Genomic DNA, 26,943 nt, shown 5'->3' on the forward strand with positions numbered 1-26,943 from the left:
CAAGCCTGCCCGACCATTTTTTCCTGCGGATTGTCGAAAACTTATCCTTCTTCCAGATACATGATTTGGTAAGGAAAGGAAACACTGAAAGAAAAGCATCTCTCAGGAGGGTTTCTATGACACAATTTGAACAGTGGACACAACCTGAACCACTATGGAGAGAAGATACATCCTTGTCTTCCTATGAACCGTTAAAAGAAGATACATCTGCGGAAGTTGCTGTCATCGGCGGTGGTATTACCGGAATAACGACGGCTTATCTGCTGGCCAAAACCGGGAGAAAAGTCATTCTTCTGGAAGCGGACCGATTAATCAACGGCACCTCCGGACATACGACAGCCAAAGTAACGGCCCAGCACGGATTAATCTATCACGAGTTGATTAAACACTTTGGTGAGGAGTCCGCCTCCCTCTATTACCAGGCACAGACAAAGGCCCTCCAAACGATGAAAGAATGGGTCGATAAGTACAATATCGCCTGTGACTGGGCGGAAGAAGACGCTTTTTTATTCGCAACCACCTCTAAAGGAGCATTGAAACTGGACAAGGAGTACGAAGCCTATCAGAAGTTGGACATTCCCGGCGGTACCGGGAATGAACTCCCTTTCAGCATGGATGCTGAAAAGACACTTCGCATGAGAAACCAGGCGCGGTTCCACCCAGTGAAATATCTGAAAGCCATCGCTGAGGAGTTTGTGAGACTTGGAGGAGAAATTTACGAACAAACGAAAGCGGTCGACGTTACTGAGAAAGACCGTCTTGAAATTAAAACCGGCGGCGGGTCCGTCGTGTCCTGCGAGAAGATGGTCTCCTGCAGCCATTTCCCTTTTTATGATGGAAAAGGCCTGTACTTTTCCCGCATGTATGCGGAAAGATCCTACGTGATCGCTGTCGAACCCGAGCGTGAAGTTCCTGAGGGCATGTACCTGTCCATCGACGAACCGAAACGCTCGATCCGCACGGCTGAGTACAACGGAAAAAATGTACTCATCATCGGTGGAGAAAGTCATAAAACCGGCCAGGGGATCGATACCAGCTTCCATTACCGGGCTCTCGAAGAGTTTGCTGCCGTGACGTTCGGCATCAGGAAGAAGCTCTTCCAATGGTCTGCCCAGGATTTGACGACGCTCGATAAGGTTCCTTATATCGGACCGATCACCCGGAAAAATGACCGGATTTTTATTGCGACCGGTTTCCGAAAATGGGGCATGACAAATGGAACACTGGCTGCCCAGCTGATTACCGATTATGTATGCGGGGAAACCTCCTTGTTCCACGAGCTTTTCAAACCATCCCGTTTCAAGTCAGATCCAAGTATGAAGCAGTTCATTTCCCAGAACTTCGATGTAGCCGCCCACCTGGTGGAAGGAAAAGTCGAACTGGTGGAAGATAAACCGAACCGTTTAAAGAAGGGAGAAGGAATGGTTGTCCAGTGGAAAGGCCAGAGAGCTGGTGCATTCAGAGATGAGGAGGGGCAGCTTCACGTCCTGGATACCACCTGTACCCACCTTGGATGTGAAGTCGAATGGAACAGTGCGGAACACTCCTGGGACTGCCCGTGTCATGGGTCGCGCTTTTCCTATGATGGTTCTGTCATGGAAGGACCGGCCGACCAGCCTCTTCTGAGAATAGCGATCGACAACCATGCGGAACTCCCGTTTCAAAACCTTGATGATGCAGACCGGCCTCAGGATACGCCATAATCAATGACAAACGTGTCACCGCTTGTAGAGAAACCCTGTGTTTATCTACAAGCTTTTCTCATGCTTCCAGATGACCGGAGGCCGCATCCACTGGTCAGCCACACGTATCCTTCGGAGAAACCAGTGGCCGGCCTATACTTTTCAATCATCTAAAAACCCACGCTTCTTCAGAGCTTTTCCTTCCATCCTGTTCTGCAAATGGTGCTATAATGATTCGGACGTACATCGATCAGTTTTCGTAGAAAGGAGGACAGAGATGGAAAATGATCAAAAACTAGGAATCATTTATACAGCCGGGGCCTATATTTTATGGGGCATTCTTCCGATTTACTGGAAATGGATTCAGGAAATTTCCGCCTATGAGATTCTTGCCCACCGCATCGTCTGGTCGTTTGTCTTTATGACGCTGATCATTTTGGTTCTTCAAAAACAGCAGGCGTTTTTCAAGGAATGCCGCCGCATTTTAACGAATAAGCGGCAGATGATCGGAATTACACTGGCATCTGTGACCATCAGTATCAACTGGGTGACCTACATACTTGCTGTCAATACCAATCACGTGGTTGAAGCCAGTCTCGGCTATTACATTAATCCGCTGGTCAGCATTCTGCTCGGCATGATTTTCCTTCAGGAACGCTTCTCGAAAGCCCAGTGGATCGCTTTCGCTCTCGCTGGAACAGGCGTGCTTTATATGACACTAAAGTTCGGCTCCGTCCCCTGGCTTGCCCTGCTGCTGGCCTTCAGCTTCGGGACATACGGCCTGCTGAAAAAACTGGTGCCGTTGAACGCCATGTTTGGTCTGACCATTGAAACGTTCATCGTTACACCAGCTGCGCTTTTCTTCCTGCTCCAACAGCAAAGCGGACAGTGGGCATCTGTAGAATGGGGATCGCTCACAGCACTCCTTGTCTTCGGCGCTGGAGTCGTTACCGCTGTCCCGTTACTTCTATTCTCAGCGGGGGCTAAACGGATTCCACTTTCCATGGTGGGTTTTTTACAGTATTTCGCGCCAACGATTATGCTGTTCATCGGAGTATTCCTCTATGACGAACCATTCACATCGGTGCATGGCGTTGCCTTTACATTCATCTGGGCAGGACTTGCCGTTTATACGATGGCGCGCATGAAACGCATGAAGAAATACGAACCGAAAGTCACATAAAAAGGTGTTCTCCTATAGAGAACACCTTTCAGCTTGTAGAGAAACCTTTTTTCTAGTGACCCCAAAGGAGCGATCACCAATACTTGGTCATGGATAGGACTTTCCCCACGCAGGCGGCAGTGACGCCTGCGGGAACAGTGCGAGCCGAAGATCCACTTGGTCAAATGGTTTTTTTGATCAAGTTAGCTGAGGCCGTGCCTCGGCAAGCATCCACCGATAAGCGGAACGTGCCCTCTCAACATGACATACGCACAACTCTAACTGGATAGGACGAACTTTTTCTACCAGCGCAGATGCGCGGCGGCATCTTTCCCTGACAAATAGGCACTTTCAAAACGGGTCCGGCCGGCTGTATCGTTCGGGCGGAGAAACGCATCTCCTCCGACGATGAGTCTGCCGTCTCCATTCACATCAAGACAGGACTCCTTCACAACTTTCTTTGCCTGGGCATACCTCCACCGCTTCAACTGCTCCGACTCCAGGTCGTCCCAAGGAAGATAGTTCTCCGCCTTTTCTTTCACCAGAGACATGACATAATCCTCACCGTAGTATTTTCTGGACCAGTCTCCTGTCATGTAGACACTGACGATCACGTCTTCAGAAATTCCTTTTTTACTATGATCGACAATCCGTTCCACACCTTCGGGAAGGTCTTGATCCAAATGGCCATGCTCAGGGAGCTCTGTAGGCTTGTTGAATTCAAACAATCCCACATACGTTGGCTCAAACAGGATGCCTTTCAATTGTTTTTTCACAGGTTCAGGCGTGCTCATGGTACTGTTTCTGAAGAGCTCCAGAACCTGGGGGACAGGCATCGTTAAATACAGACTGTCCGTCTGCCATTCAGAACCGTCTGCACTGTAGACCCTGTATCCCCCGTCATTTTCCAATAATTTTTCGACCCTTGTTTCCAATAAGGTGGGGATACCCTCAGCAAGCTGCTTGGCAAAAGCATTCATTCCGTCTACAGCCGTATACCGCGGGTGGTCGTCACCGAACCATTCCTTTACCCATCCGGCCTCTACCCAGTCCTGGACTTCTTCTTCAAGCTCTTCTGTACGGACCGTAAAAAACTGGGCCCCGTGGTCCGCCCTGCCGCCTGCAATCCGGCGGGTGGCGAGGCGTCCCCCGACACTTTTCCCTTTATCGACAAGCAGGATATTTGTACGTCCCTGCTTCATCAGACGGCGCGCGGCTGTTATTCCTGCAAGGCCTGCACCGATAATCGTCACTTCATAATGTTCCATCCTTGACCCTCCCCTTCTCTTGGGCTTCCTTTTCAGAAAACCACATTCATCCTATATTTTTTCGACTTCAAGAACTTCATCAAGAATCGGATAAACCGCCTCGACTCCTTCTTCTGCCACCAGACAGGCGACACCGAGAGGCGTTTCCCAGAAAGTCTCTGGAATGGCCGGATTCTTCAAGCCGGCCGGCTGATACAACGAACGGTAAATCCGGTTCAAGTGCTCCCTTGTTTCTTCTGCTTCCTTCGGTTTCTCTCCACGGGCGACTAAAAAGACCCAGCGCATCGACTGAAATAGATTATCGCCCGGCATAAACGTGTATTCTTTAAAAAACTTCAATTGTTTTTCAGCTTTTTCTGTCAGACCTGTTTCTACAGCAAGATCGTCAAGATGGCCATGCAGATGGCGGTACACCATTTGAAAGATTCTTCTTTTTTCGTCCTGCATCACTTTATCTGTATAAATTTCCTGCAGCTTTTCGAAAGCTGATGTTTTCGACCATTCCATCTTCTCATCACCTCTCTTAACCATTTCGCCTTCAAAGGAAGTTAATCCTTCCTGAAACCGAAGGAGGAAGCTTCCTCTTCCACCGATTGATAAAAAAGAGGGAAATCTGTGGTGTCTTCTTTTAAATGCCGTCCCATATGAGGCATCAGCTTATTCCACGCCATAGGGTTGGCCGCGATGGTTTGAAACAATGCCATTTCGTTGTCTGTCCACTTCCGTAGCGATCGGATATAATCCAATGTCAGCTGAAATCCCGGCAGCAGCTGCTCATCCCTTCGACTCTGAAAACGATCCAGGGACGTTTCCCAATCCACCCCTTCATCCATCTGCTGAAAAGCATCGGCCAGCAGGAAGGACTGCAGAAACGCATCATTGATTCCAAGCCCCGTACTTGGATCTTTGCTGTGACCAGCATCTCCAAGGAGGACCCAGCCCTCTCCATAAGCATTCCTGAAAAAGTTCGGCATTCCGGGGGTTCCGATAATCTTTCCCTGCAGAACTGCCCTCTCCATCCTCTTCTTCATTCCGTAATATTGATTAAACGTTTGTTCAAATGTTTCCTGCGGCGCTTTCATCATGTCTGCAAACTCCCCAGGGTGTATTTCAATACCGAGACAGTCCCGGTTTTCCTCCATTGGAAAAACAAAGCCGATTCGTCCTTCATGCAGGAAAATCTCCGTTACAGGTTCGCTTAACGGCTCCACGCCTGTGTAATAGCCGTATAACACCGGACGGAGTGGCTTCGTTTCCCGGTACTTCTCTGCTCCCGTCCAGGCAGCGATGTTCGAGTGCTTTCCATCTGCTCCGGCCACCCACGCGGCATAGGCCTCCCACGTTTTCCCTTCCGTTTCAAGGTGAAGTCCGGTAACGCGCCCATCCTCCCTGATCAAACCTCTTGCTGACGTACGCGGCATGAAGGTAACGGAATTCAACCCCTCGGCCTGCTCGATCAGAAGCGGGTCGAGCACATCCCGTTTAGGTATAATCGTATAATCCGCTCTCGGTCCTTCCATAAAGCTTTGGCCGATATACGTCCGCATCCGACTCACTTTCCTCAAACCAGTCTCTTCCAGTTTATGAAGGATGCCCAGCTCCTCAAGGAAGCGGGTATGGGACATAAAGTGAGTGGATAGTGTGTCACTTGGAAACGCGGCTTTATCGATCAACAGAACACGCTTCCCCATTTTCCCGAGCAGGACAGCCAGACTCGCCCCAGCTGCCCTGGCTCCTGTAATGATCACGTCATATGTATGATTCATTCCGGTCCTTCCTTTCTTTCTCAACCTGTGTCCCATCATAATCGGTTTCACGTAAAAAAACTACTGCCACAGGAAAACAAGCATAGGAAGCCATAAAAAAATCCCCTGGGCGGGGATTTTTTAAAAGGTACGCTCTTCTTCAACTTCGTGATTCTGGTCAAGGATGTACAAGCGGCTCGGTTTGTTCTGCTTCGCGATTTCTTCAGCTTTTTCTACAGCTGTATCACGCTCATCAAATAAATCTGTCGGAGCTACGTCCTCAATCTTTACGAACCAGCCGGTTACATCTTTATTTGGTACTACACTATATTCCTTCATGAAAACATCTCCTTCAACATAGACTTAATTATCCATTCCCGCCCTAATATAGATTTAAACACCCTTGTTTCAAGCTGAGAATTGACAAGAGAGCAGGACCCCTTTATAATTTCAAACAAGTCAGATAAATTAAATATTGAAAACTCTTATCGAGAGCGGCAGAGGGACTAGGCCCTGAGACGCCCGGCAACCTTCAAGGAAAACTTGAAAAGGTGCTACATCCTACAGATCAGATGATCTGAAAGATAAGGGGAGGTAAACATACATAAAAAACCCTCTTCTTACTTACAGAAGAGGGTTTTTCTTATTCCCTCTACACCGAGGATCAGGATGTCCTGGAAATCATAAGGAGGAATGAACCAATGACCTATTCAAATCATGTGTATGGTGATGAAACACAGCTGCTTCACGGTGGACAGGAAGCTGATCCAGCAACAGGATCGCGTGCCGTTCCCATCTATCAGACGACTTCATATGTTTTTAATGATACCAATCATGCCCAGAACCTATTTGCCCTGGCCGAACCGGGGAACATCTATTCCAGAATCACAAACCCGACAGTCGATGTATTTGAGCAGCGTGTTGCCCTTCTGGAAGACGGTGCTGCCGCTGTAGCTACAGCTTCCGGGATGGCGGCAATTACGATGGCCGTCCTGAACGTTGCCGGTGCCGGGGATACCATCGTCACCTCTTCCAACTTGTACGGAGGTACGTATAACTTATTCGTGCACACTCTTCCCCGCTATGGTGTGAACGTTGTTTTCGTAGATGGGAACGATCCTAATGCCTTCGAGGAAGCTATTACACCTGAAACGAAAGCGATTTTCGCTGAAACCATCGGTAATCCAAGCCTGAATGTGCTGGACTTTGAAGCGGTGGCGGATATTGCCCACGCTCATCACATTCCATTGATTGTCGACAACACCTTCGCCACCCCTTATGTATGCAAGCCGATCACCTGGGGGGCAGATATCGTCGTCCACTCCGCAACGAAGTGGATCGGGGGCCATGGTACAGCTATCGGTGGTATTGTCGTAGACAGCGGCCGGTTCGACTGGAACCACGAAAAATTCCCGGGTTTTACAGAGCCTGATGAAAGCTACAACGGCATCCGCTTCGGTATTGATGCTGGACCTGCCGGCTATGCGGTTAAGCTCCGTGTTCAGCTTTTGAGAGATATCGGTGCCTGCCTGAGCCCGCAGAACGCGTTCCTGCTTCTGCAGGGACTCGAAACGCTCCACCTGAGAATCGAAAAGCATGCAGAGCAGGCATATGAAATTGCTGCCTACCTGCAGAACCATGAAGGCGTGGATTGGGTGAATTATCCCGGGCTGCCGGATCACCCCACTTATGACCTTGCCGGGAAGTATTTGAAAGGCGGAGCCGGATCCATGGTTGTCTTCGGAATCAAAGGCGGACGTGAAGCCGGTCGTAAATTGATTGACCATTCCACCCTCTGGTCCCATGTGGCCAATGTCGGGGATGCGAAATCATTGATCATCCATCCGGCCTCCACCACCCACCAGCAGTTGAATGAGGAAAACTTGAAAAAGTCCGGTGTATGCGAAGAACTTGTCCGCTTGTCGGTTGGTCTGGAATCTGTGGATGATCTTATACGGGACTTGGACCAAGCCATAGAAAAGGCCAATGGATACAGCCGTCCTTATAAGGAACAGCCTCATCCAGCGGAGACCGTTCTCCGTTCCTCCCTCGACCGGTCCAATGGAAACATCCGCAGGAAAACGATCGGCATCATTCCTGACCAGCCGGGAGGCCTGCAGGAGGAAGCCTCCAAACTGGAGCGGTTCGGTTTTGATGTGACTACTTTTTCAAAGGCTGAAGACATTCTGGAACTGAACGATCCAGCTTTCGATATTCTTTACTTTGAAACTCTTGGAGAAAACCAGACGGATCTGGCCCAGTCAGCGAATCCATTGGTCATTTGGTCCAAGGCTGCTTCTTCCCTGAAAAATGAACAAATCCTATCCGGAGCCAGTCTTTACGAGACGATCGTTTCAATCCGATCAGGACACAACTTATCTCAAACACTCGTCACTGTATAATGGCCAGAAAGGAGAATGAAAGCATGTCTTTAAAAAACCCCGCCAGCCAGACAGCAGCTTTGGAGACGATTGAACTGGGACCCTTCGATTTCGAATCCGGAGGCCGGCTGGAATCTGTTGAGCTGGCTTACGAACGCACCGGCCCCTCTCATGCTCCCGTCATTGTCGTCTGCCACGCTTTAACCGGGAACCAGGCAGCTGTGGGTACCCAAGAGCAGCCCGGCTGGTGGGCAGGGTTAATCGGGGAGGGGTGTCCAGTCGACACCTCCCTGTTCCAAGTAATTACGTTCAACGTTCTGGGAGGCTGTCATGGGTCTACGGGTCCCGCCAGTATGAATCCTGATACAGGCAGACCATTCCGCCAGCAGTTCCCTAAAGTGACCATCCGGGATATGGTGCGCGCCCAGTATGAGGCCTTAAAAAAGATGGGCATACATCAGGTCAAGGCTGTTGCGGGAGGGTCGCTTGGAGGTATGCAGGCGTATGAATGGGGGCTCCTCTACCCTCACTTTATGGAGAAGCTGCTGATTATGGCTGCGACCCCCTACTTGAGTGATTACGGCATCGCCTTCAATCATATCGGGGCGAAAGCTATCAAAAATGACCCTTTGTTCCAAGACGGGAACTACACGACCAATGAGTCCCTGCAGGGGTTTGAGATTGCGCGCATGACCGGTATGGTGACTTACAGAAGCCCCACTCTTTTTGAAAAAAGGTTTGACCGGTCCAATGGAGGAGACACCTATGAAATTCAGTCCTATCTGGATTATCAGGGAGATAAAATCAAAGAACGGTTTGACGCGAACAGCTACCTGTACCTGCTTGATGCAATGAATAACCATGACATCGGGAGGAACCGGGGAGGATGGAAAGCGGCCGCCGCTCAGTATAAAGCAGACTTGATCACGTTCAGTTTTGAACACGACCTGCTGTATCCAGAAGAGCTGATTTCCGCTTTTTCATCGGCGGCACCGAAGGCCTTCCACAGGCATATCCCTACGGATTATGGTCATGACGGCTTTCTCGTTGAATTCGAACAATGGGGCCGTTTCATCAAAGATGAGCTGAATGAGGACTAGAAAACATAAAAAAGACGGGTAGACGAACACGATGTCCATCTACCCGTCTTTTTTATGTTTGAAGATCGCTGACTTTCACAAATTGAAACCCTTGGGAAGTTAACTGTTCCAGCACAAGCTCCACAACTTCAGGGGTCCGGCTCTCTAATTCATGGAGAAGAATTACCGAACCATCCTCTGCCTGTGAAGTGATCTCTTCCGCAATTTCCTCCGGCTCCTGTTCGCTCCACTCCTCAGAATAGAGCGTCCATGGAACCGTATTCCAATCGCCTTTGTAAGCCATTGGAGGCTCCTCCCCAAACGGCAGTCTCAATCCAGCTGTTTCTACTCCCGCAGCCTGCTTGATCACGTCCTGGGCAGCGAGGATCTGCTCATCCACCTCTTCCGGGTTTAACCGGGCGAGGCGGGGGTGATCCCACGTATGATTTCCGATTTCATGACCCTGCTCAGCCACCATCCGAGCCGTTTCCGGGTAATAGGACACACGTTTTCCAATCATGAAAAACGAGCCTTTGGCGTCATACTTCTCCAGAAGGTCGAGAATATCCACTGTCCATGTTGGATGAGGACCGTCATCAAAAGTGAGAGCAGCTCTCTTTTCTCCGGTTTCCACCCCAAGGTCATCCGTTGAAACAGCCTCCACGGGACCTTCCCGGTCTTGCTTCTGCTCCGAAGAGGATAGTTCCGATACGTCGGAAGCGGATTCCAAAGCTTCTACAAATTCTTTCCGAATGAGATCCTGCCCTTCTTCAAGTTCGACCAGCACATATCCCAACGTGCCGTCCTCCGCCTGAAGATAGACCCTCACCCCTTCTTTGGTAAGGGCCACATCTTCAAATGTCCCCTTGTTCACGTGAAGAGGTAGGCTGTAACGGGTGGAGACTTCTTCTTTCAGTGCTTCTTCTGTCAATGCAGCCAGTTCATCAAGCACTTCCGGGTCATTATTGAGCAGCTCGTCCAGCTCAAGCCTGCGCCCGTCCTTCTTATCAAAATTCATGACGGTCTGGTTTTGGATAACCTCGTTTCCGCCTACATCCATCGTTTCTATAAAGCGGACCACGAAGAATCGGTGATCCTGATAGAGCATCTCGAAGTCCACGTGAAGCTCATGTGATTCAGAAGCCTCCACGGATTGTTTATTCTGATAGCTGGCCTGTTTAAAGCCGGCCTTCTGTTGATTGACGTAATCGACAATCGTCTGATTCAATTGATTGTTGGTTGTCTGCGGATAGTGGATGGTTATGTGGTATTCATTATGCTCCACAAGTTCCGTCTTCATATCGATATCGTACATTGGTTCTGTTTCATCAGATTGTTTAGAATCATTTTCATTAGCTTTTGCGATAAATGAGCATCCTGATACAACTAAAACGACCAGCAGTGATATATATAAAATAGGTTGTCTCATAATTCTTCCCTCTTTATCTATTAGTCACACAACCTATTGTAACACAAATGTAACAATCATTTAATTAATCAGATATATTCAGTCTATTCTGACATTAAAAGTGGGTGCGGACGTCCCAAAGCTCAGGGAAAAAGCGGTGCTCCAAAACTTTCTTCAAGTAGCCGACCCCTGAGGATCCTCCTGTCCCTTTTTTATGGCCGATGATCCGTTCCACTGTCTTCATATGACGAAAACGCCACTGCTGGAGGCTGTCCTCCAAGTCCACAAGCTTCTCAGCCAGCTGATACAGATGCCAGTACCGATCCACATCTTTGTAGACAATTGCCCAGGCGGTTTCAACCGAAGGGTTCTGCTTATACAAATCGGTATAATCCCTGTTCAGCACCTGTGGATCGAGATCAAATCCTGCTTTGGACAGCTGCTCAAGTGTAACATCATACAAACTGGGCTTTTTATAGGCCTTTTCCAGTCGATTGTGAAGATCTTTATCTTTCCGGTAAATCTTCAATACGGCATTCGTTTTGTACCCAAGGGCAAACTCAATCATCCGGTACTGGTAGGATTGAAACCCCGAAGCCCGGCCGAGATGATCCCGGAACTCCATGTATTCTGACGGAGTCATCGTCGCCAGTACATCCCATGCATGGATGATCTGCTTCTGAATACTGGAGACTCTGGCAAGCATTTTAAAAGCCGGCTGCATGTCGTCATGTTGAATCGACCGGATGGCTGCCTGAAGTTCGTGCAGCATCAGCTTCATCCATATTTCACTCACCTGATGGATCATAATAAAGAGCATTTCATCATGATGGGAAGAAAGCGGCTTCTGCGCATCAAGCAGCTGGTCTAAACGTAAATATTCTCCATAAGTCATCCGATCGGAAAAATCCGTATGCACGCCTTCACTGCCTTTCGGCGGTTCCTGGGTCAAGAGTGAGACCTCCTTTAGTCAAGTACTCCACGCTGTGGGATATTGCGGAACGTTATCGGAAGGAACTCTGTGTGAACGAGCCCTTCATACATTAAAAGCGTTCCGAGAACAGGATGTTCTGTATGGACGTGCACCCGTGTCGCCCCTTCTTTTTCTTCATAATGTTCATATACGGAAGTCACAGGGCCGGTCATGCCCAGCACTCCTCCCACATGATTCGTTCTTGACTCCATATACAATCCGCCCTCTGAAGTAACGTGAAGATCAAATTCTGCCTCCACCAGGCCCGAACGGCCAAGATGATCGACAAGACACTGTTTTTCTTCATCATACCTCGCAGCAGAATCAAAACCGCGGATGGCATAAGGGAAAAAGAAGCGGCGGATCCAGCTGATGGTTTCTCTGCCCTCTTCATCTTCATAGACATAATTTTCGAGGGTAAACGGCACATCTTTTCCACGCTCTCTGAAGAGAAGGTGATCCTTCACTCCCGCACTCATCAATGGCCTCACCAGCGCCGGAGTTCCTCGGATTTCTGTCATTCTGCCCTGTCCAAGGACCATAAGATTCTGCTTACTCGTTAAGCCGTATTTTTTCTGCAGCTCGGGATGAAGGTTATGGAACTGCTCCCCGAGTGCTTTGTGGTAGATGGATTTCATTTGTATGCGGCCTCCTTTAAACTATCCGTTTTCCTGTTCTCCCCGTGCCTCGTGATGAATACAATAGGGAAGACGGAACCTTGGCTGTACATGAATTATAGCATAAGTAAACGCTTACGATTCAGATGCATGCAGAAAAGAAAGACCTGCCCTTAAAAGCAGGTCTTTCTTATGAAAAACGTTGTTCTACATAACTTCCTCTGCATAATCACTGATTGCATAACCCTTCTGCTGCTTCATCAGCCAGCCCTGCTTTTCCAGCTGGGTGAACAACCGCTGAATATGCTTTTCAGGCCAGCTCGATAACAGACCAAACCACCGTGTTTCATGAAGATAGAGACTTCTTAATTTGTTCGTCGGCTTGCCCGCGAGCATCTGGACCAGGGTGTGCACCGGGTATTCACTGCCATAATAATAGATGAGGTCAAGAATCTGCTGAGTATCCGCATAAGTGATGGACCTTCCTTTGATGGTCAGAATGATATCCTCATCATTGTAGCGGACTTCTTCGAGACGCGCCTTCAGTTCCTCAAGGACATGCCGGGTATTCGGGTAGACATGCTCCGGCACGACCTTCTGCCAGCGGTTCAACTCCTTAAGAATACGGACATCATGAAGCTGGACACCTGCCAGCCACAGCAGCTCTGAATCGGTCCGCTTCTCCGGAATATGAACCCGGCTTAATTTGTCATACATGTCCAGTAAAGGATAGGCGGACAGGTCGTCTTTTCTGCGCTGATACTTTTCGATACGGCTGACGACAGCCAGGCTTTCATCAAGGGATTTCCTTGCGGTGTTGAGCTGTTTTTTCAAAGCTCTCAACTGGCCAAGCTGCTCGAGAAGCCTGCTGTTCTGTATCGCTATGTCATTGAACTGCTGCTCAATCGTCGCTGTGCGCTTGGCTGCCCGTTCCACATCAAACTCTTCGGGAAAACGGACCCTATCCTCCACCGTGTCATAATAAAGGCAGAAATCACACGTTTCACAGTAGCAGCAGATCGTTTTCTCCCCGGCATCGAACTGTAAACATTTTGAATGGGGGCAGCTGCCTTGTTCCTGCTCGACCCACGCCTGTGGAAGAGCTCGGAACGGGCGCATGACGATTTCGACACGGTGCCTCCAATATGCGATGTCCTCAGGATAGTTCAGCACAGAAATGAGTGAGGATTGATTCATCGTTTCGACCGCATCGATGACCTCACGCTTTTGATGAAACAGCTGCACCATTGGATGCCGGTGAAACGCATCTGCAATTTTATCCAGCCAGTTTTCACGACTTTCTGTGCTGATGTGAGAAAGAAACAGATATTCATCCAGCACTTCCCCGACATGGTCATACAACTGGTCTGCGGACAGCTGAGTGAAATCTGTGTTATATAAATATTGATCTTTTAAAGGTAGTCCATGTTCTTCAGGCAGGGACTTCCATAAAAACAATTCTGGGCGCAGCAAATGTGGATGGATCCTCTCTTCCTTTTGAAAAGCTACAGGCAGAACTGCATCCCCGGTTAGTCCGAGATAATTCTGGATGGACGTTGTGTCCAGAGACTTCCTGCCGATATGATCCACAATTGCATCGTTAAGCCTGGATAATAACCCCCGTTCAAATTTATGTCCGATGGAACGAATGTGTTTGTTCTTTTTCCCAATCGGCGCAAGTACAACATGAGGGTAGCGATGATCCTGGTAAGCAATCCTATTTGGCAGTCCCATAATGAATTCCCCTTTGAATAAGGATTTACTACTATTATAGAAAAAGTATTACGAGTTACCAACAAATATAAGTAAAATGGGCGTCAAACCGTTAAAATTTCCACGGGATACCCAATGAACAGTCCCGTTTCTATAACTCCAGGGATGGCACTGAGCTCTTTTTCCAACCCATCATGGATGTCTTGGAACCGCACTTCCAGCAGGAGATTTCCTGCTTCCGTGAGAACAGGACCGTCTTTCGCCGCCGCCATCCGCAGCTGAATGTCCACACAAGGGAATTCCTGCAGCTTTGTTTCCACAAGATGCACAGCCCTCGGATCCACTTCAACAGGAACAGCATACTTTTCACCGAGTTTCTGAACATATTTACTTTTATCCACTAAAATATACGTTTTAGGGGAGCTTGCCATCACGAGTTTTTCAGCGAATAACGCTCCGCCCCTTCCTTTAATCAACCGGCCGGCATTGTCAACTTCATCCGCTCCGTCAAAACCCCAGTCGGGCTTTGCAGCGGTCAATGTCGTCGTCCTTAAGCCGAACAAGGCACAATTCATCTCCGCTTCTTTCGATGTCGGTACTGCATAAACGTCCAGCCCCTCGTTCTTTATCCGTTCAGCGATCTTTTCCAGGGCAATGAAAGCCGTCGACCCGGAACCCACGCCGATCACCTGCTGATCTTCAACATATCCGCTGACTCTGGCGGCGGCCCGTTCTTTGGCTTCCCGATTGGATATTCCGCCAGCCCATACCGGTTTTCCGGCAAGCTGATTGTTCCAATTCATACAAATCACCTCTCTCTTTGTATTCCCGAAAGTCTCATAAAACAAGCACAGGTGTTAGGAAAAGTGTATCAAACAGGTTCCCCACAGATACAGCGATGGGGTAAACTTTGTCATTCTTTACCCCTCCTTCACATAAACTTAATGGAATACGACGGGCCGAAGTAAAGGGGGAAAAGCATGAGAAGACTCTATTGGAAACTGGTCATCTTCTATCTCATTCTGATTACCGCCTTTGTCTACGTCACCTTCCTCCACTGAAAACACCCCGGCCTCCATGGCCGGGGTGTTCATATACTCTTTCATGAATTTAATGGACAAGCTCATGTTTGAATGCATAAATGACGGCCTGCGTTCTGTCTGATACTTGTAATTTCCCGAGAATACTGCTTACGTGAACCTTTACCGTTTTTAAAGCTATGAACAACTCTTCTGCAATCTCCTGGTTCGTCCTGCCATCTGCCATCAGAAGCAGAATTTCCTTTTCCCTGTTCGTCAAATCCTCATGGAGCGCCCGTCGGTCGGGATGACGCATCTTTGTCATGATTTTCCCGGTGACTTCCGGTTCCAGAATGGACCGTCCTTCAAACGTGGCACGAATTGCCTGGGCTATTTCCTCTGCTTTTGACGTTTTCAGCATATAACTGACCGCTCCCGCCTCTAAAGCGGGATACACCTTCTCATCATCAAGAAAACTTGTGACGATGATGATCTTCGCCTCCGGCCACTCGTCCGTAATCCGCTTGGTCGCTTCAATCCCATCCATATGTTCCATCACGAGATCCATCAAAATAATGTCCGGCCGGTGTTGAAAGGCAAACGCTACAGCATCTTCACCGTCTCCAGCTTCAGCGATCACTTCGATATCCGGCTGCGAGGACAAATACGCGGATACACCAATACGGACCATCTCATGATCATCTGCAAATAACACTCGAATCATCAGGATTGACCTCCTTTAAGTCGGTGGGGCACTTTCACTTCCAACCGTGTCCCCTGTCCTTTCACACTGACAATCTTTAACACTCCGCCCACTTCAAAGGCACGCTCCTCCATATTTTGAAGACCGTAGGAGCTCGTTTTTTTCTCTTCCACATGAAAACCCATACCGTCGTCGATCACTTTTAAAATAACGGTTTGATCACGATCCAGAAGCATAACCGAAAGGGTTGATGCCTTGGCATGCCTGAGCGTGTTGGATACCGATTCCTGCAGAATTCGGAAGAGCTGGTCCTCCACCCCTTTTTCTAAAGGAAATGTTTCGATCGTCCAGTCAATCTGCAGCGGCACCTTTTGGATCAGTTCCTGAAGAAGCTCTGTCATTCCTTCCGCCAGTGTTTTATCTTTCAAGGGAACCGGCCGCAGATGGAGGAGCAGTGCCCTCATTTCGAGCTGGGATTGATGAATCATCCTCTCTACCATCTTCAGCTGCCGGTCCTCACCTTCACGTCCATGGTCTTTCGTCTCATTAATGGCTGACATCATCATCGAAGCAGCAAACAACTGCTGACTGACAGAATCGTGAAGTTCCCTGGCCAGACGATTCCTTTCCTGTATGACTACTTCCTGAAGGCTTTTTTCCCGTTCTTCCGCTCTTTCTGTAACCATACGTTGAGAAAGCTCAGCTTGTTTCACAATCTTATCTTCCAGCTGTTTCATCCGATCTTCAATTCTTTTCACTTCTGCTAGATCCGCCGTGTCCGTCTCCAGAGGGCTGCCTTTCACGACTTCTCCAAGCTGCTGTTCGATATGGGTAAACTGACGCCGCCAGTACCACCCCTGAGCCGTACCGGTTACAAGTCCCATAAACAGGGACAACAGCAGAATCAAAAACCCATACGGAAGATCGAGCACCTCTCTTGTCCAGAGCACTGACCACTGCTCTACCGGAAAAGCGGCGAAGGTTACAGCGGTCAGAAGAACAGCAAATAGCAAGAACGTGAAAAGCCCCGACCAAATCTGCCTCTGCCAAAGGTTCATATCCGCTTCACCTCGAGATCACCGGAAAATATTGACGTAATGACCTTCACCCGGGGCTTATTTTCCTGATAATCCGGTGTTTGGTAAAACGTCATCTGATTGAGCATTCTGGACTTCTTAAACTGAAAAATCGAGCTTCTTCCAATGATCGCACTGTGAAGGATCGTCACTTCCACCTCATACGGAACATAAATCGTGACATTGCCTATAAAATGACGGATGGATATAACGGATTCGTTCAAAGGAAGAACGGTTTCACTTAAATCGATGACCCGGTCGCCTATGCCTCCGTGCACATTCACATCCTGCCACGGATAGGAATGTGAGGGCGTCGACTGCCGCCCAAAAAACTTTTGAGTAAATACAGGTTCCTCCGGAGGGTCATTCAGCTCCTGATCCATCCCTTCCAGCTGTACTCTTTCCGGGTGCTGCTTCGTTTTATAATAATGACGGACCGCCAGAAAAAGGATGGCCAGCACGAGAAAACGAACGGCAATCATACTTAGTACAGTCAGCCCGAGACCGACCGCCCCGACCCAGAACATGGCTTTTCTCCAAAGCGGTCTATAATTCTTCCAACCGAAGTAAATCAGGACGGCTGAAAAACCGACAGAAAAAATGAGGCCCCCGTTAAAGAACACTATTTCAATGATCAGGAGAATCACCCCTGTGATTAAGATCGTGTTCAGCATATCTGTTGAAATTCTTTTAAACACAGCGGTCATTCCCCCTTCCTCTTATCCACCTGCGCCCTTTAGACAAAGGAAAGACGCAGAGAACTGCGCCTTTATCATACCATGATTTAGTTACCCCGACACTTCCTGCTTATTCCTGACCTTTTTCTCAATCTCTGCCATCTTACTGTCAAACGTATGACGGTAGTAGGCACTGTTCACCTTATACTCCAGGTCCTCCATGTAACGGTCAATCTCAGAGAATCGGGAATACGGCTTGTCTGATCCATCCTCCAGCACACGGTTCATTCTGTGATGCGCACGTGCTGTATTTTCACGCCCCATCATCGACATCCGTTTCAAGTGCATATCCTTTAGTTTATGTTTCATTTCCTCATACTTACGCTCGAGGGCCTCCAGCTGCTCTACACATTCTGCCTGAGACTGCTTCAGCTTTTCTGCACGCGCTTCATATTCTTCCTGCTCTTTTACCGCAAATTCATGCATGGACGTTTCGCCGGCCTGTTCAGCCAAATGGGCCTGATGCCTGCGTTTCTCAGCCAGATCTGAAGCTTTTTGATATTCCCTTCCGAATTCATCCTTCAACTGGTACTGCCGCTCCACCAGCTTCCGGACTTTTTCTGTCTCCTTTTCACTTTCTCTTAAGTACTGATTCAGCATAGCGACCGGGTTCTTCTGTTCCTTTTGGTCCAATGCCTCATGAAGATCTGCCGTAATTGAATCCTTTAATCGTGTAAATAGGTTGGCCATGTTTCCATCTCCTTTGTTATTTGTTCAAGTCCGCCCATTGACGCTCAAAGTTTGTAAATGGGTCGTCTTCTTTTTCAGACGTGGAATCACGTGTACGGCTTGTCCAATTGATATAAATCCAGTAGAGGACAAAAGCAGCAGCCACGCCGACGACAGCGTAAACATTGGAAACAGCGATGCTTAAAACAATCAAGCCGACGACAATCAAGCCGATCTTCCCGGCTGTTGAGTCACTTTTCACAAACTGCTTGAAAACGACATAAAGCAGCCACACACTGACACCAAGCAGAATCATCGGGCCAAGGTTCGCAATGAATAATCCAAGGGCAATCAGACCTGCGAGGAACAACAGAAACTTTTTCATGTATTTCCCTCCCTGCACTGTTCTTGTCTTTATCATACCGGTGCAGAAGGATTTCCGTAATGAGCCGGGGATATATCTTTATCTAAGACCAGAGGCTTATATCCCATCCGCCCTCGTTTTCCATAGGAAAGGAAAGATCTATATACCTTTTGGAATCAAAGAAAACCTGTCGCAGACTTTCGCGACAGGTTTCTCTTCCCCACATTATTTTTCTATGATTTCACAGTCAAAAGGAACAATCGTCCGGCCCACACTTTTTCTACAATAAAAGCTCTGTTAAAGTCTGTTGTTGATATTTCAAATGATTACTAAATCGTTTCCGTATGGAATTAGGGGTCCGGTCTGCTATTTACTCAGAGCATGGGATGGCAGGGAAAACCGTCCGCTTTCCGCGGGGAACGATGAGGCTCACGGTACCCCACGGAAAGGGAGTCATTCCCAAGCCGCCTCATATAAATCCCATGACAGAAAGGGGTGATAGGAGCTCACATGTTAAATAACAACACCAAGCAATAACAGAGCCACAATAAAAAAAAGGAAAGGCGCCCTTCGGCAGGCACCTTTCCTTTGATCGTCTTACGGCTGCTCTCTTCACTTTATGATGGTCAATTCTTTTGGTGTTTCTGTCAGCGTGACATATCCTTCCGGCGTGACAAGAACATCATCTTCAATACGGACACCGCCGATTTCAGGATCGTAAATGCCCGGTTCGAGCGTATACGTCATCCCTTCTTTTAATACTCCGTCATTCAAATGACTCATAGAAGGGAATTCATGCACATTGATTCCCAGTCCATGTCCAATCCGGTGTGGAAACTTATCGCCGTAGCCGGCTTCTGTAATAACCTGACGCGCCGCTTCATCCAGATCACCAATCCTTGTTCCAGGACGACTGATGGTCAGGGAAGCATTCAATGCTTCAAGAACCGTTTCATAGATAGCTTTCTGCTTTTCGTTGACAGAGCGGAAAGCGAAGGTTCTCGTAATATCAGACGTGTATCCTTTCCAGACGACTCCCAGATCAAACAGGACAAGGTCTCCTTCTTTTAACCTGCGATCTCCGGGGTTTCCATGAGGGTGGCCGGATTTCTCACCAAAAAGCACCATAGTGGAGAAGGACATTTGAGCGACGCCTTTTTTCTTAAGCTCATACTCAATCGCCGCAAGGACTTCCATTTCCGTAACCCCTTCATTCAGGGCTTCTGTCCCTACCTTGACCCCGAAATCTGCGAGTTCTGCCGCTTCCTTCAGAACAGCGATTTCCTGTTCATCCTTTACGACACGCATCTCGTTTAATTTCCCTTCGATGTCGAGGACTTCTGCGTCATCAAACAGCGCAAAAAAGGATTCACTACGCCCGTAGGAAAGCACTTCTTTTTCTATGCCCACCTGATGTACGTTCGTGATCCCCGCCTGATTCATAGAATCCTTGATCATCTGCCATGGATTTTCATGATCAGCGTAACCAATGATTTCATGGCTCCAGCCTGTTTCCTGCAACTGTGCTTTTTCCATTCCCGGAAGAACAGCCATAGGGTCTGCTTCCGGAAATACGACCAACCCTAACAGCCTTTCATGAGGGTCAGTTAGAAACCCGGTTAAATAAAAGAAGTTTTCCGGTGAATTAATAAAAGCTGCATCAATACCCGTCTCCTTCAGGTAGGCAGCCAGTTCATCCAAACGATGTTTCATTCTCCATCTCTCCTTTCCAATCTTCTCTCATCATATAGCAATCCAGACCGTTATCCAACTCACACAAAAGTCCGAAAAATGGCAATAAAAAGGCCCTGTCCCTTATGTGGGCAGGGCCTTTCGTTACTTCATAAAACCACAGGACTATGCCGCCTGTCTGAGTCTTGTTTTGGAAAGCCACGCCTTTTCGAACCGTTGGGTAAACAAGGCTGCACCTACGGCAAGAACGCTGTCCTTTATGATAAACGGCACCATACTGGACCACGCCAGAGCAAGACTGATCCCGTCTCCTCCCACCCAGAAATTCAGCGCGAGATAAAATAAGTGGACACCGACAATATAGTTGATGATGATGCCGGTGGCAGCGGCCATTATGTACCTCGGCATCGTCCTCCTGGATTCAGCAATTTTCCCTACAAAATAAGCAAGAATAATATAAGACAAAATAAATCCAAACGTCGGAGCAATCACGACCGACAACCCGCCTTTAAAACCAGCGAAGATCGGTGCTCCCGCCAAACCTAAAAGAACATACACGAGAATCGAAAAAGACCCGAGACGGCTTCCAAGCATAAGCCCTGCCAGAATAGCGAAAAACGTCTGCAGGGTCAGAGGAACTCCCATAACCTGGAGAAATGGCAGGTAAGCCGTAATATTGGCACCGATAGCCATCAGCGCAACAAACAAACTGCCTAAAGTCATTTCATAAACGCTTAGTTTCGACTTCTTCATCATTATCCCTCCTCCACAACTTCTTCCTTAAAGATAAAAAACCCCCGGCATAATGTCAACACTAATTTATTTTAGTTTACAATAAACTATTGAGATAAACACCTTTTACAACCAGGCTACAGCGTCCAAAAAAAAGACTGCCGGAAAAGTTCTCGACAGTCTAAAAAACCCAGTCTCGATTGGTGCTTTAGGATTTACAACCCAAGCCCCATCGACAACTGATTCGTATAGCTCGTATAAGCCACGGTATGGTTGATCACAGCAATTTCACGCACACTAAATCCTGCTTTCTTAAGGCGGTTCACGCTGTCCTGATCCACCTCTACAGGTTTGGCGGTTAACCGTTCGGCATAATGCAGGACAGCTTTCCACTGCTCACTCATGGATGATGCTTCATAATCATCCAGCCATTCTTCTACACCTTCCACACCTGTGTGGCCTTCTAATAAGGAGCCATGACTTTTTGTGCAGTAACGGCAGCCATTTTTCATTGACACAAACGTGACGACCGCCTCTCTCAAATCATCTGGCAGGTCGGTGTTCTTCACAGCCTGTTGAAGAGGAAGAAAAGCTTCATATAAACCGGGGTCATTGGCAATAAGCCGGTCAAACAATGAGGAAGGCTCATCTTCTCCTCTTATTTCTTTCATATGCTGTTGTTTCACAGGTTTAATCCAAGGCATATCTATCCCTCATTTCTACAAAATCCATTCCCGGGACAACGGTATCCGCCAATAAATTTCCCGGGAAATCTTTTTATTTAATAATTCGATAATTTCTCCAATCTTCAGGGAACAAACTCGTATATTTTTCAGCAGCAAATCGATCATCTATAAGCTGTATAGCTCCATGATCCTCTTCCGAACGAATCAGTCGTCCACCAGCCTGAAGTACTTTGTTCATTCCAGGATATACGTAAGCATAATCATACCCCCGGCGGCCTTTTTCATTGAAATAGTCTTTAATCAACTCTTTCTCAAAATTTCTTGGAGCCAGACCGACACCAACCACAGCCACACCATTCAGCCGGTCTCCGCGGAGGTCGACACCTTCAGAAAAAACACCACCCATGACAGCAAAACCTGCCAGACGCCCTCCTGGAACGAATTGTGCAAGAAAATCCTCCCGCCGGCTCTCATCCATGCCTCTTTCCTGCATGACTGCATCAACAGGGGACATCTTCCGGAACTCCTGGTAGACTAGCTCCATGTAGTGATACGACGGGAAAAAGAATAAGTGGTTTCCACTATAATTTTCCACCTGGTCTTTCAACCGCTCTGCCAGAATTCCTGACGTTTGGTTCCGGTTTTTATACCGGGTTGATAACGGTGTAATCGTGACATCAACCTGAGAGGCATCGTAGGGGGATGGAAGCTGAAGGATGTAATCCTCCTTCGTTCCTCCCAGCATTTCTTTATAATAGGCAAAAGGTGAAAGCGTGGCTGAAAAGAATGTGCCGGAGCGGAACCCATCTGTCACCTTCTTTAATACGTGGGAAGGGTCAAGGCAGAACAGCTTCAGCATCAGATCCCCGTCTTCCCCTCTAGCTGCTATAAAACGATAATGATCATCCACAAACTCAAAAATCCTCAGGAAATTCTGGGCGGTGAAATATAAGTCAACAAGAGATTCGGAACGTTCGTCCTCCGGCTGTTCCTGGATGATCTGCTCCGATTTCCCAATGAACCGTTCAAGGTTTTCTTCCAGTTCACCCGGGACCTCATTGATGACGACCTCTCCGCCTTGAAAACCGCCAAGGCGCTCCAGGTCATCAGCCACTGCCCGGGCGGTCTTTCGGATCCCCTCCTCGTCTCCCCATGCAGCAGAGGCTTCCCTGAATGGGTTTTTGTAAACCGAAGCCGAGTACATTTCTCTCGCCCGTTCAACAAGATTATGCGCTTCATCCACAAGGAGAGCTGTTTTTTTCTTACGGTCAGGCAGCAGCCGCTTCAAGGCAACACGCGGGTCGAAGATATAATTGTAATCACTGATGATCACGTCCACCACATCCGTGAGGTCAAGGGAAAACTCAAACGGGCATAAACGATGCTTTCTGGCATACGCTTCAATCACAGGACGTGTAAGCTGTGTCTCATTCCTTAGTACATCCACAATGCCGTCATTCACCCTGTCGTAATACCCATCTGCATATTCACAATAATCCGGCTGACAGATCGTTTCCTCCTGAAAACAGATTTTCTCCTTAGCCGTTAAGGTGACTGATCTCAGGGAAAGGCCGTGCTCTTCCATTTTGGCCAGCGCTTCCTCAGCTGTAGCTCTCGTCGTCGTTTTAGCGGTCAAATAGTAAATCCTGTCCATTTTATCAAGAGAAAGAGCTTTTACCGCCGGAAATAAAGTCGATATCGTCTTTCCAATGCCGGTGGGGGCCTGAGCGAACAGGTTCCGCTTTTCTTCAATCGTCCTGTACACACTCCCCGCCAGTTTCCGCTGGCCGGTCCGATAGGTAGAGAACGGAAAAGAAAAGGAAGGCACCGTGGCTTCCCTCTGTTCCTCCAGATCATGAAGGACAGATGCGTAGGATTGATAAGCCTTCACGGTCTCCTTCATAAAGTCAGCCAGTTCATCATGCGTGAACCTTATCTGCAGACGCTTCTTTTCCTTCGTCCGTTTCTGCACATAGGTCAGCTGGACATCGATTTCTTCCAGGTTTTCCTGGAGAGAATAGATATAGGCATAGCCTTTGGCCTGAGCCCAGTAAACGGGATGAGAAGAGCTGTCAAGTTCCTCCAGGTCTCCGGATGTCGACTTGATTTCATCAATGACCGGCCCGTCTTCTCCTTCAAGCAGGCCGTCACACCGGCCCTGGACAATCAGGTTAAGCTCTCCATACTTATATTCACACTGAAGAAAAACTTCCTTTTCGTCTCCGTCCTTATACTTCTTCTGTACTTCCTGATGGATGGCTGTTCCCTCCAACAGAGCTGTATTGGACTGGAACCGTTCATCAATGCTTCCTGCCCTGAACACATAAGAGACCAGCTCTCTTACAGAAATCGTCATACTTCGATCCATTTTCAAACGCCTCCCGTGACCAATTCGTTCCCTACCCTCATCTTCCAATACTCGTTCACGTATGTCTATTGTAAAGGCGTCATGCTATAATTATGGATAAAACTTTTTCATTTCCCATAAAAATAAAACCACATATAATAAAATTAACGCCCCCTCAGGAGGGATCATAACGTGAAAAAGTGGAGATGGACAGCCTCCATCCTGCTTACTCTCATCCTTGCCTTTTTTATAACAGCCTCCTTTATCTATACACCAGAGGAGCAGGAGTCATCCAGCACACCTGAAGAACAGTCGTTAGAAACAGGAAACGCGGATGTAGAAGAGCAGCCAGAGACAGAGCAGGAGGAAGTTTCAGCAGAGGAAGACGAAAACGCCCTTGGCGAAGGTCTGCGGGACGTTTTCACAAGTGTCATGGACAGCGCACGTGACCTTTTCATAAAAAATGATTTGACCGTTGTTGCCATTGGCGACTCTTTGACGCAGGGAGTCGGAGACGGTACAGATAATGGCGGCTATGTTGGTATTCTTGAAGACAACTTCACGAATACTAACACCAATACTTCTCTTGATGTGATCAATTACGGAAAACGCGGCAATCGTACGGACCAGATGTTAGAACGGATGGAAGACGAAGATATTTCCCGTTCCATAGAACAGGCAGACATTGTGCTCATCACCATCGGCGCCAACGATGTGATGAAGGTGGTTAAAGACAACTTCACTAATTTAAACTACCAGGACTTCCGGGACGAACGAGATGGATATGAAGAGCGGCTCAAGGAAATTATTGAGAAAACACAAAACTTGAACGACGAAGCACCCATCTACTTTGTTGGTCTGTACAACCCATTTAATCAATATTTTGATAACATCCCCGAGCTGGGGGAAATCATGGGCGATTGGAACGAGGCCAGCGAGAGGATCATCGACACATATGACCAGGCCCACTTTATTCCTATCCGTGATATTTTTGATGGTAACGAAGAAGAACTCCTATGGGAAGAAGACCATTTCCACCCGAATGAACAGGGATACAAGGAAATGGCAGAACGCGTACTCGCTCATATTAGAGAAGATATTGAAGAATAACCTGGGTGGAATGATAAATGAAACGATTACTTCTAAACAATAAATGGCGGACATCCTTCTGGGTCCTTGCCATCATCAACATCGGTATCATCGGCTGGCTCCTTGCTTTAGTCTTTCTGCCAAGCTCGTATACCCTTGTCAATGTAGACCGCGGAGAAGAGAATACCGATGCCGAGTTTACCATTGTCTCAACGAAAGAGAATATGGAGCAGCTCGCCAATGAATACTTATCCGAGCTGTCCAATCAGACCGTGTTTGATTACTCCGTCTCGATCGACAAAAACGTCACGTTATCCGGAAATATCAAGGCTTTTGAACAGGTAGTCCCGATCAAGGTTGAGCTGAACCCTGTGGTCCAGGAAAACGGCGACCTTGTTCTGGAACAGGAGAAAATCTCTCTTGGACAGCTTCCTCTTCCTAATAAAAAAGTACTGGAATTCTTAAAGGATAACTACAATCTGCCGGAATGGGTCATCGTCAATCCGAATGAAGAGAACATCTATGTAGCCGTTACCCAGATGGAAACGGCAAGTAATTTCAATGTGAAAGTGGACCGCTTCAACCTGAATGCCAACCAGCTGGCTTTTAAAATTTCTGTACCGAAAGATACGTTCCAATTCGCCCAGCAGATGGTTGAAGACAATTTTTGAAGCAGCCACTGGAGCACAGCGGATGAATGGCTTCCACCTCCTATGGTAAACTTAAAGCAGCAGGTCTAACAAAAGGATGTGACGTTCATGCGCGTAGTCAACAATATTGCGGATCTAATCGGAGATACTCCATTAGTGAAATTAAACCGCCTGGCTCCAGAAGGCGGGGCCGACATTTATATGAAACTGGAAAAGTACAACCCGAGCGGCAGTGTGAAAGACCGGGCTGCTTTTAATATGATTGAGCAGGCAGAAAAGGATGGATTTTTAAAAGAGGGATCCACCATCATTGAACCGACCAGTGGAAATACGGGAATCGGTATTGCGATGAATGCGGCCGCCAGAGGATACCGTGCTGTTCTAGTCATGCCGGACACGATGACACAGGAACGGATCAATCTTCTGAAAGCATACGGAGCTGAGATCGTTCTGACGCCTGGAGACGCCAAAATGCCCGGAGCCATCGCCAAGGCAAAAGAACTTGTCGAAGAAATCGAAGGCGGTTTTATGCCGATGCAGTTTGAGAACATGGCCAACCCTGATGCTCACCGCCATACGACAGCAGCAGAAATAATTGAAGCGATGGATGAACTCGGTAAACCACTGGCCGGTTTTGTCTCTACAGCAGGAACCGGAGGAACCATTACAGGAACCGGGGAAGAATTGAAAAAACGCTTCAAGGACATGACAATCCATGTTGCAGAACCGGCAGGATCTCCCGTGTTGTCCGGCGGTCAGCCAGGCAAGCATAAACTGGTCGGTACAAGCCCGGGGTTCATTCCAAGCATATTGAATCAGGAGATTTATGATGAGATTTACCAGGTCACCGACGAAGATGCCTATGACATCACCCGTCGCCTGGCCCGTGAAGAAGGGCTGCTCCTTGGGACATCCTGTGGTGCCGCCTGCTGGGCAGCTATCCAGGCCGCTAAACAGAAAAAACCGGGAGAAGTCATCGTCTGCATCGCTCCAGATACAGGAGAGCGCTACTTATCAGGTGATCTATTCCGATATTAAAAGGTATAAAAAAGGAGTCCACGATGGACTCCTCAGCTTGTAGAGAAACCCCTGTTTCTTTACAAGCTTTTTTCTTTCTTACCGCCAGGAGCGAAAGCCCCTTCCCTTTCCGC

General features: G+C 48.0%; 25 protein-coding genes and 1 riboswitch. Of the genes, 7 read left to right on the forward strand and 18 right to left on the reverse strand.

Annotation, left to right across the window (positions count from 1 at the left end):
* Positions 1-116 precede the first annotated feature (116 nt).
* Both H615_RS20675 and rarD read left to right on the forward strand, forming a co-directional pair.
* Positions 117-1,703, forward strand: a complete 1,587-nt coding sequence (locus H615_RS20675) for an FAD-dependent oxidoreductase (protein ID WP_035531052.1) — start codon at positions 117-119, stop codon at positions 1,701-1,703.
* A gap of 256 nt (positions 1,704-1,959) precedes the next feature.
* Positions 1,960-2,865, forward strand: coding sequence for an EamA family transporter RarD (rarD, locus tag H615_RS0100695; protein WP_027953360.1), 906 nt, complete (start codon positions 1,960-1,962; stop codon positions 2,863-2,865).
* Between the two features lie 281 nt (positions 2,866-3,146).
* On the opposite strand, the gene H615_RS0100700 is transcribed toward rarD, so the two are convergent.
* The 4 genes from H615_RS0100700 to H615_RS0100720 all read right to left on the reverse strand — a co-directional run bounded on the left by H615_RS0100700 (position 3,147) and on the right by H615_RS0100720 (position 6,196).
* Complete coding sequence (locus H615_RS0100700) at positions 3,147-4,112, reverse strand: NAD(P)/FAD-dependent oxidoreductase (RefSeq protein WP_027953361.1); 966 nt, start codon at positions 4,110-4,112, stop codon at positions 3,147-3,149.
* Between the two features lie 51 nt (positions 4,113-4,163).
* Positions 4,164-4,619: a hypothetical protein gene (locus H615_RS0100705; RefSeq protein WP_027953362.1), complete on the reverse strand. Its 456-nt coding sequence runs from the start codon at positions 4,617-4,619 to the stop codon at positions 4,164-4,166.
* A gap of 41 nt (positions 4,620-4,660) precedes the next feature.
* Positions 4,661-5,878 (reverse strand): NAD(P)/FAD-dependent oxidoreductase, encoded by a 1,218-nt coding sequence (locus H615_RS0100710; protein WP_027953363.1) that lies wholly within the window; start codon positions 5,876-5,878, stop codon positions 4,661-4,663.
* Positions 5,879-5,998: 120 nt separating this feature from the next.
* Positions 5,999-6,196 carry a DUF2188 domain-containing protein gene (locus H615_RS0100720; RefSeq protein WP_027953364.1) on the reverse strand — a complete coding sequence of 66 codons (198 nt, stop codon included), beginning with the start codon at positions 6,194-6,196 and terminating at the stop codon, positions 5,999-6,001.
* Between the two features lie 143 nt (positions 6,197-6,339).
* Positions 6,340-6,448, forward strand: a riboswitch (SAM riboswitch).
* 110 nt (positions 6,449-6,558) lie between these two features.
* Here H615_RS0100720 and H615_RS0100725 point away from each other — a divergent pair.
* The gene (locus tag H615_RS0100725; RefSeq protein WP_027953365.1) at positions 6,559-8,259 is read left to right on the forward strand and encodes an O-acetylhomoserine aminocarboxypropyltransferase/cysteine synthase family protein; all 1,701 of its coding nucleotides are present in this window, start codon (positions 6,559-6,561) and stop codon (positions 8,257-8,259) included.
* Positions 8,260-8,282: 23 nt separating this feature from the next.
* Complete coding sequence (gene metX / locus H615_RS0100730) at positions 8,283-9,338, forward strand: homoserine O-acetyltransferase MetX (protein ID WP_027953366.1); 1,056 nt, start codon at positions 8,283-8,285, stop codon at positions 9,336-9,338.
* A gap of 52 nt (positions 9,339-9,390) precedes the next feature.
* Here metX and H615_RS20680 read toward each other — a convergent pair whose 3' ends face one another.
* From H615_RS20680 to H615_RS0100805, 14 genes are all read right to left on the reverse strand, one after another.
* Complete coding sequence (locus H615_RS20680) at positions 9,391-10,746, reverse strand: polysaccharide deacetylase family protein (protein WP_035531055.1); 1,356 nt, start codon at positions 10,744-10,746, stop codon at positions 9,391-9,393.
* Between the two features lie 94 nt (positions 10,747-10,840).
* Entirely contained in the window at positions 10,841-11,677 is an 837-nt protein-coding gene (kynA, locus tag H615_RS0100740; RefSeq protein ID WP_027953367.1) for a tryptophan 2,3-dioxygenase, read from the reverse strand.
* A 14-nt stretch (positions 11,678-11,691) separates the two neighbouring features.
* A complete protein-coding gene (locus H615_RS0100745; RefSeq protein WP_027953368.1) occupies positions 11,692-12,336 on the reverse strand; it encodes a DUF4166 domain-containing protein in 645 nt (214 codons plus the stop codon).
* A gap of 186 nt (positions 12,337-12,522) precedes the next feature.
* Complete coding sequence (locus H615_RS0100750; RefSeq protein WP_027953369.1) at positions 12,523-14,049, reverse strand: RQC-minor-2 family DNA-binding protein; 1,527 nt, start codon at positions 14,047-14,049, stop codon at positions 12,523-12,525.
* 83 nt (positions 14,050-14,132) lie between these two features.
* Positions 14,133-14,831, reverse strand: a complete 699-nt coding sequence (rpiA, locus tag H615_RS0100755; RefSeq protein ID WP_027953370.1) for a ribose 5-phosphate isomerase A — start codon at positions 14,829-14,831, stop codon at positions 14,133-14,135.
* Between the two features lie 307 nt (positions 14,832-15,138).
* Entirely contained in the window at positions 15,139-15,771 is a 633-nt protein-coding gene (locus H615_RS0100765) for a response regulator (protein ID WP_027953371.1), read from the reverse strand.
* A complete protein-coding gene (locus H615_RS0100770) occupies positions 15,771-16,808 on the reverse strand; it encodes a sensor histidine kinase (RefSeq protein WP_027953372.1) in 1,038 nt (345 codons plus the stop codon). Before H615_RS0100770 ends, H615_RS0100765 begins: the two co-directional genes overlap by 1 nt.
* Positions 16,805-17,524 (reverse strand): cell wall-active antibiotics response protein LiaF, encoded by a 720-nt coding sequence (liaF, locus tag H615_RS0100775; protein WP_027953373.1) that lies wholly within the window; start codon positions 17,522-17,524, stop codon positions 16,805-16,807. Before liaF ends, H615_RS0100770 begins: the two co-directional genes overlap by 4 nt.
* Positions 17,525-17,614: 90 nt before the next feature.
* A complete protein-coding gene (locus tag H615_RS0100780) occupies positions 17,615-18,253 on the reverse strand; it encodes a PspA/IM30 family protein (RefSeq protein WP_027953374.1) in 639 nt (212 codons plus the stop codon).
* 16 nt (positions 18,254-18,269) lie between these two features.
* Positions 18,270-18,617 carry a lmo0954 family membrane protein gene (locus tag H615_RS0100785; protein ID WP_027953375.1) on the reverse strand — a complete coding sequence of 116 codons (348 nt, stop codon included), beginning with the start codon at positions 18,615-18,617 and terminating at the stop codon, positions 18,270-18,272.
* A gap of 591 nt (positions 18,618-19,208) precedes the next feature.
* Positions 19,209-20,309, reverse strand: a complete 1,101-nt coding sequence (locus H615_RS0100790) for a M24 family metallopeptidase (RefSeq protein ID WP_027953376.1) — start codon at positions 20,307-20,309, stop codon at positions 19,209-19,211.
* Between the two features lie 144 nt (positions 20,310-20,453).
* Positions 20,454-21,041 (reverse strand): biotin transporter BioY, encoded by a 588-nt coding sequence (locus tag H615_RS0100795; protein WP_027953377.1) that lies wholly within the window; start codon positions 21,039-21,041, stop codon positions 20,454-20,456.
* A 194-nt stretch (positions 21,042-21,235) separates the two neighbouring features.
* Positions 21,236-21,724, reverse strand: coding sequence for a carboxymuconolactone decarboxylase family protein (locus H615_RS0100800; protein ID WP_027953378.1), 489 nt, complete (start codon positions 21,722-21,724; stop codon positions 21,236-21,238).
* Between the two features lie 73 nt (positions 21,725-21,797).
* Entirely contained in the window at positions 21,798-24,074 is a 2,277-nt protein-coding gene (locus tag H615_RS0100805) for an ATP-dependent DNA helicase (protein ID WP_027953379.1), read from the reverse strand.
* Positions 24,075-24,245: 171 nt separating this feature from the next.
* Between H615_RS0100805 and H615_RS0100810 the strand changes: the two genes are divergently transcribed.
* From H615_RS0100810 to cysK, 3 genes are all read left to right on the forward strand, one after another.
* Entirely contained in the window at positions 24,246-25,163 is a 918-nt protein-coding gene (locus H615_RS0100810; protein ID WP_027953380.1) for an SGNH/GDSL hydrolase family protein, read from the forward strand.
* 17 nt (positions 25,164-25,180) lie between these two features.
* Positions 25,181-25,813, forward strand: coding sequence for a YpmS family protein (locus tag H615_RS0100815; RefSeq protein WP_027953381.1), 633 nt, complete (start codon positions 25,181-25,183; stop codon positions 25,811-25,813).
* Positions 25,814-25,900: 87 nt separating this feature from the next.
* Positions 25,901-26,830 (forward strand): cysteine synthase A, encoded by a 930-nt coding sequence (cysK, locus tag H615_RS0100820; RefSeq protein ID WP_027953382.1) that lies wholly within the window; start codon positions 25,901-25,903, stop codon positions 26,828-26,830.
* The last annotated feature ends 113 nt before the right edge of the window (positions 26,831-26,943 follow it).

Origin of the sequence: Halobacillus kuroshimensis DSM 18393 (assembly GCF_000425705.1) — a bacterium.
Classification (GTDB): Bacteria; Bacillota; Bacilli; order Bacillales; family Halobacillaceae; genus Halobacillus; species Halobacillus kuroshimensis.

Excerpts from the sequence above, each read along its gene's own strand:
- H615_RS0100800 (WP_027953378.1), bottom strand. The coding sequence starts at position 21,724 with ATGCCTTGGATTAAACCTGTGAAACAACAGCATATGAAAGAAATAAGA.
- H615_RS0100785 (WP_027953375.1), bottom strand. The coding sequence starts at position 18,617 with ATGAAAAAGTTTCTGTTGTTCCTCGCAGGTCTGATTGCCCTTGGATTA.
- H615_RS0100700 (WP_027953361.1), bottom strand. The coding sequence starts at position 4,112 with ATGGAACATTATGAAGTGACGATTATCGGTGCAGGCCTTGCAGGAATA.
- rarD (WP_027953360.1), top strand. The coding sequence starts at position 1,960 with ATGGAAAATGATCAAAAACTAGGAATCATTTATACAGCCGGGGCCTAT.
- H615_RS20675 (WP_035531052.1), top strand. The coding sequence starts at position 117 with ATGACACAATTTGAACAGTGGACACAACCTGAACCACTATGGAGAGAA.
- H615_RS0100770 (WP_027953372.1), bottom strand. The coding sequence starts at position 16,808 with ATGAACCTTTGGCAGAGGCAGATTTGGTCGGGGCTTTTCACGTTCTTG.
- H615_RS0100745 (WP_027953368.1), bottom strand. The coding sequence starts at position 12,336 with ATGAAATCCATCTACCACAAAGCACTCGGGGAGCAGTTCCATAACCTT.
- rpiA (WP_027953370.1), bottom strand. The coding sequence starts at position 14,831 with ATGAATTGGAACAATCAGCTTGCCGGAAAACCGGTATGGGCTGGCGGA.
- H615_RS0100790 (WP_027953376.1), bottom strand. The coding sequence starts at position 20,309 with ATGAAACATCGTTTGGATGAACTGGCTGCCTACCTGAAGGAGACGGGT.
- cysK (WP_027953382.1), top strand. The coding sequence starts at position 25,901 with ATGCGCGTAGTCAACAATATTGCGGATCTAATCGGAGATACTCCATTA.
- H615_RS0100795 (WP_027953377.1), bottom strand. The coding sequence starts at position 21,041 with ATGAAGAAGTCGAAACTAAGCGTTTATGAAATGACTTTAGGCAGTTTG.
- H615_RS0100780 (WP_027953374.1), bottom strand. The coding sequence starts at position 18,253 with ATGGCCAACCTATTTACACGATTAAAGGATTCAATTACGGCAGATCTT.
- H615_RS0100765 (WP_027953371.1), bottom strand. The coding sequence starts at position 15,771 with ATGATTCGAGTGTTATTTGCAGATGATCATGAGATGGTCCGTATTGGT.
- metX (WP_027953366.1), top strand. The coding sequence starts at position 8,283 with ATGTCTTTAAAAAACCCCGCCAGCCAGACAGCAGCTTTGGAGACGATT.
- H615_RS0100815 (WP_027953381.1), top strand. The coding sequence starts at position 25,181 with ATGAAACGATTACTTCTAAACAATAAATGGCGGACATCCTTCTGGGTC.
- H615_RS0100725 (WP_027953365.1), top strand. The coding sequence starts at position 6,559 with ATGACCTATTCAAATCATGTGTATGGTGATGAAACACAGCTGCTTCAC.
- H615_RS0100705 (WP_027953362.1), bottom strand. The coding sequence starts at position 4,619 with ATGGAATGGTCGAAAACATCAGCTTTCGAAAAGCTGCAGGAAATTTAT.
- H615_RS0100750 (WP_027953369.1), bottom strand. The coding sequence starts at position 14,049 with ATGGGACTGCCAAATAGGATTGCTTACCAGGATCATCGCTACCCTCAT.
- H615_RS0100805 (WP_027953379.1), bottom strand. The coding sequence starts at position 24,074 with ATGGATCGAAGTATGACGATTTCTGTAAGAGAGCTGGTCTCTTATGTG.
- H615_RS0100710 (WP_027953363.1), bottom strand. The coding sequence starts at position 5,878 with ATGAATCATACATATGACGTGATCATTACAGGAGCCAGGGCAGCTGGG.
- H615_RS20680 (WP_035531055.1), bottom strand. The coding sequence starts at position 10,746 with ATGAGACAACCTATTTTATATATATCACTGCTGGTCGTTTTAGTTGTA.
- H615_RS0100720 (WP_027953364.1), bottom strand. The coding sequence starts at position 6,196 with ATGAAGGAATATAGTGTAGTACCAAATAAAGATGTAACCGGCTGGTTC.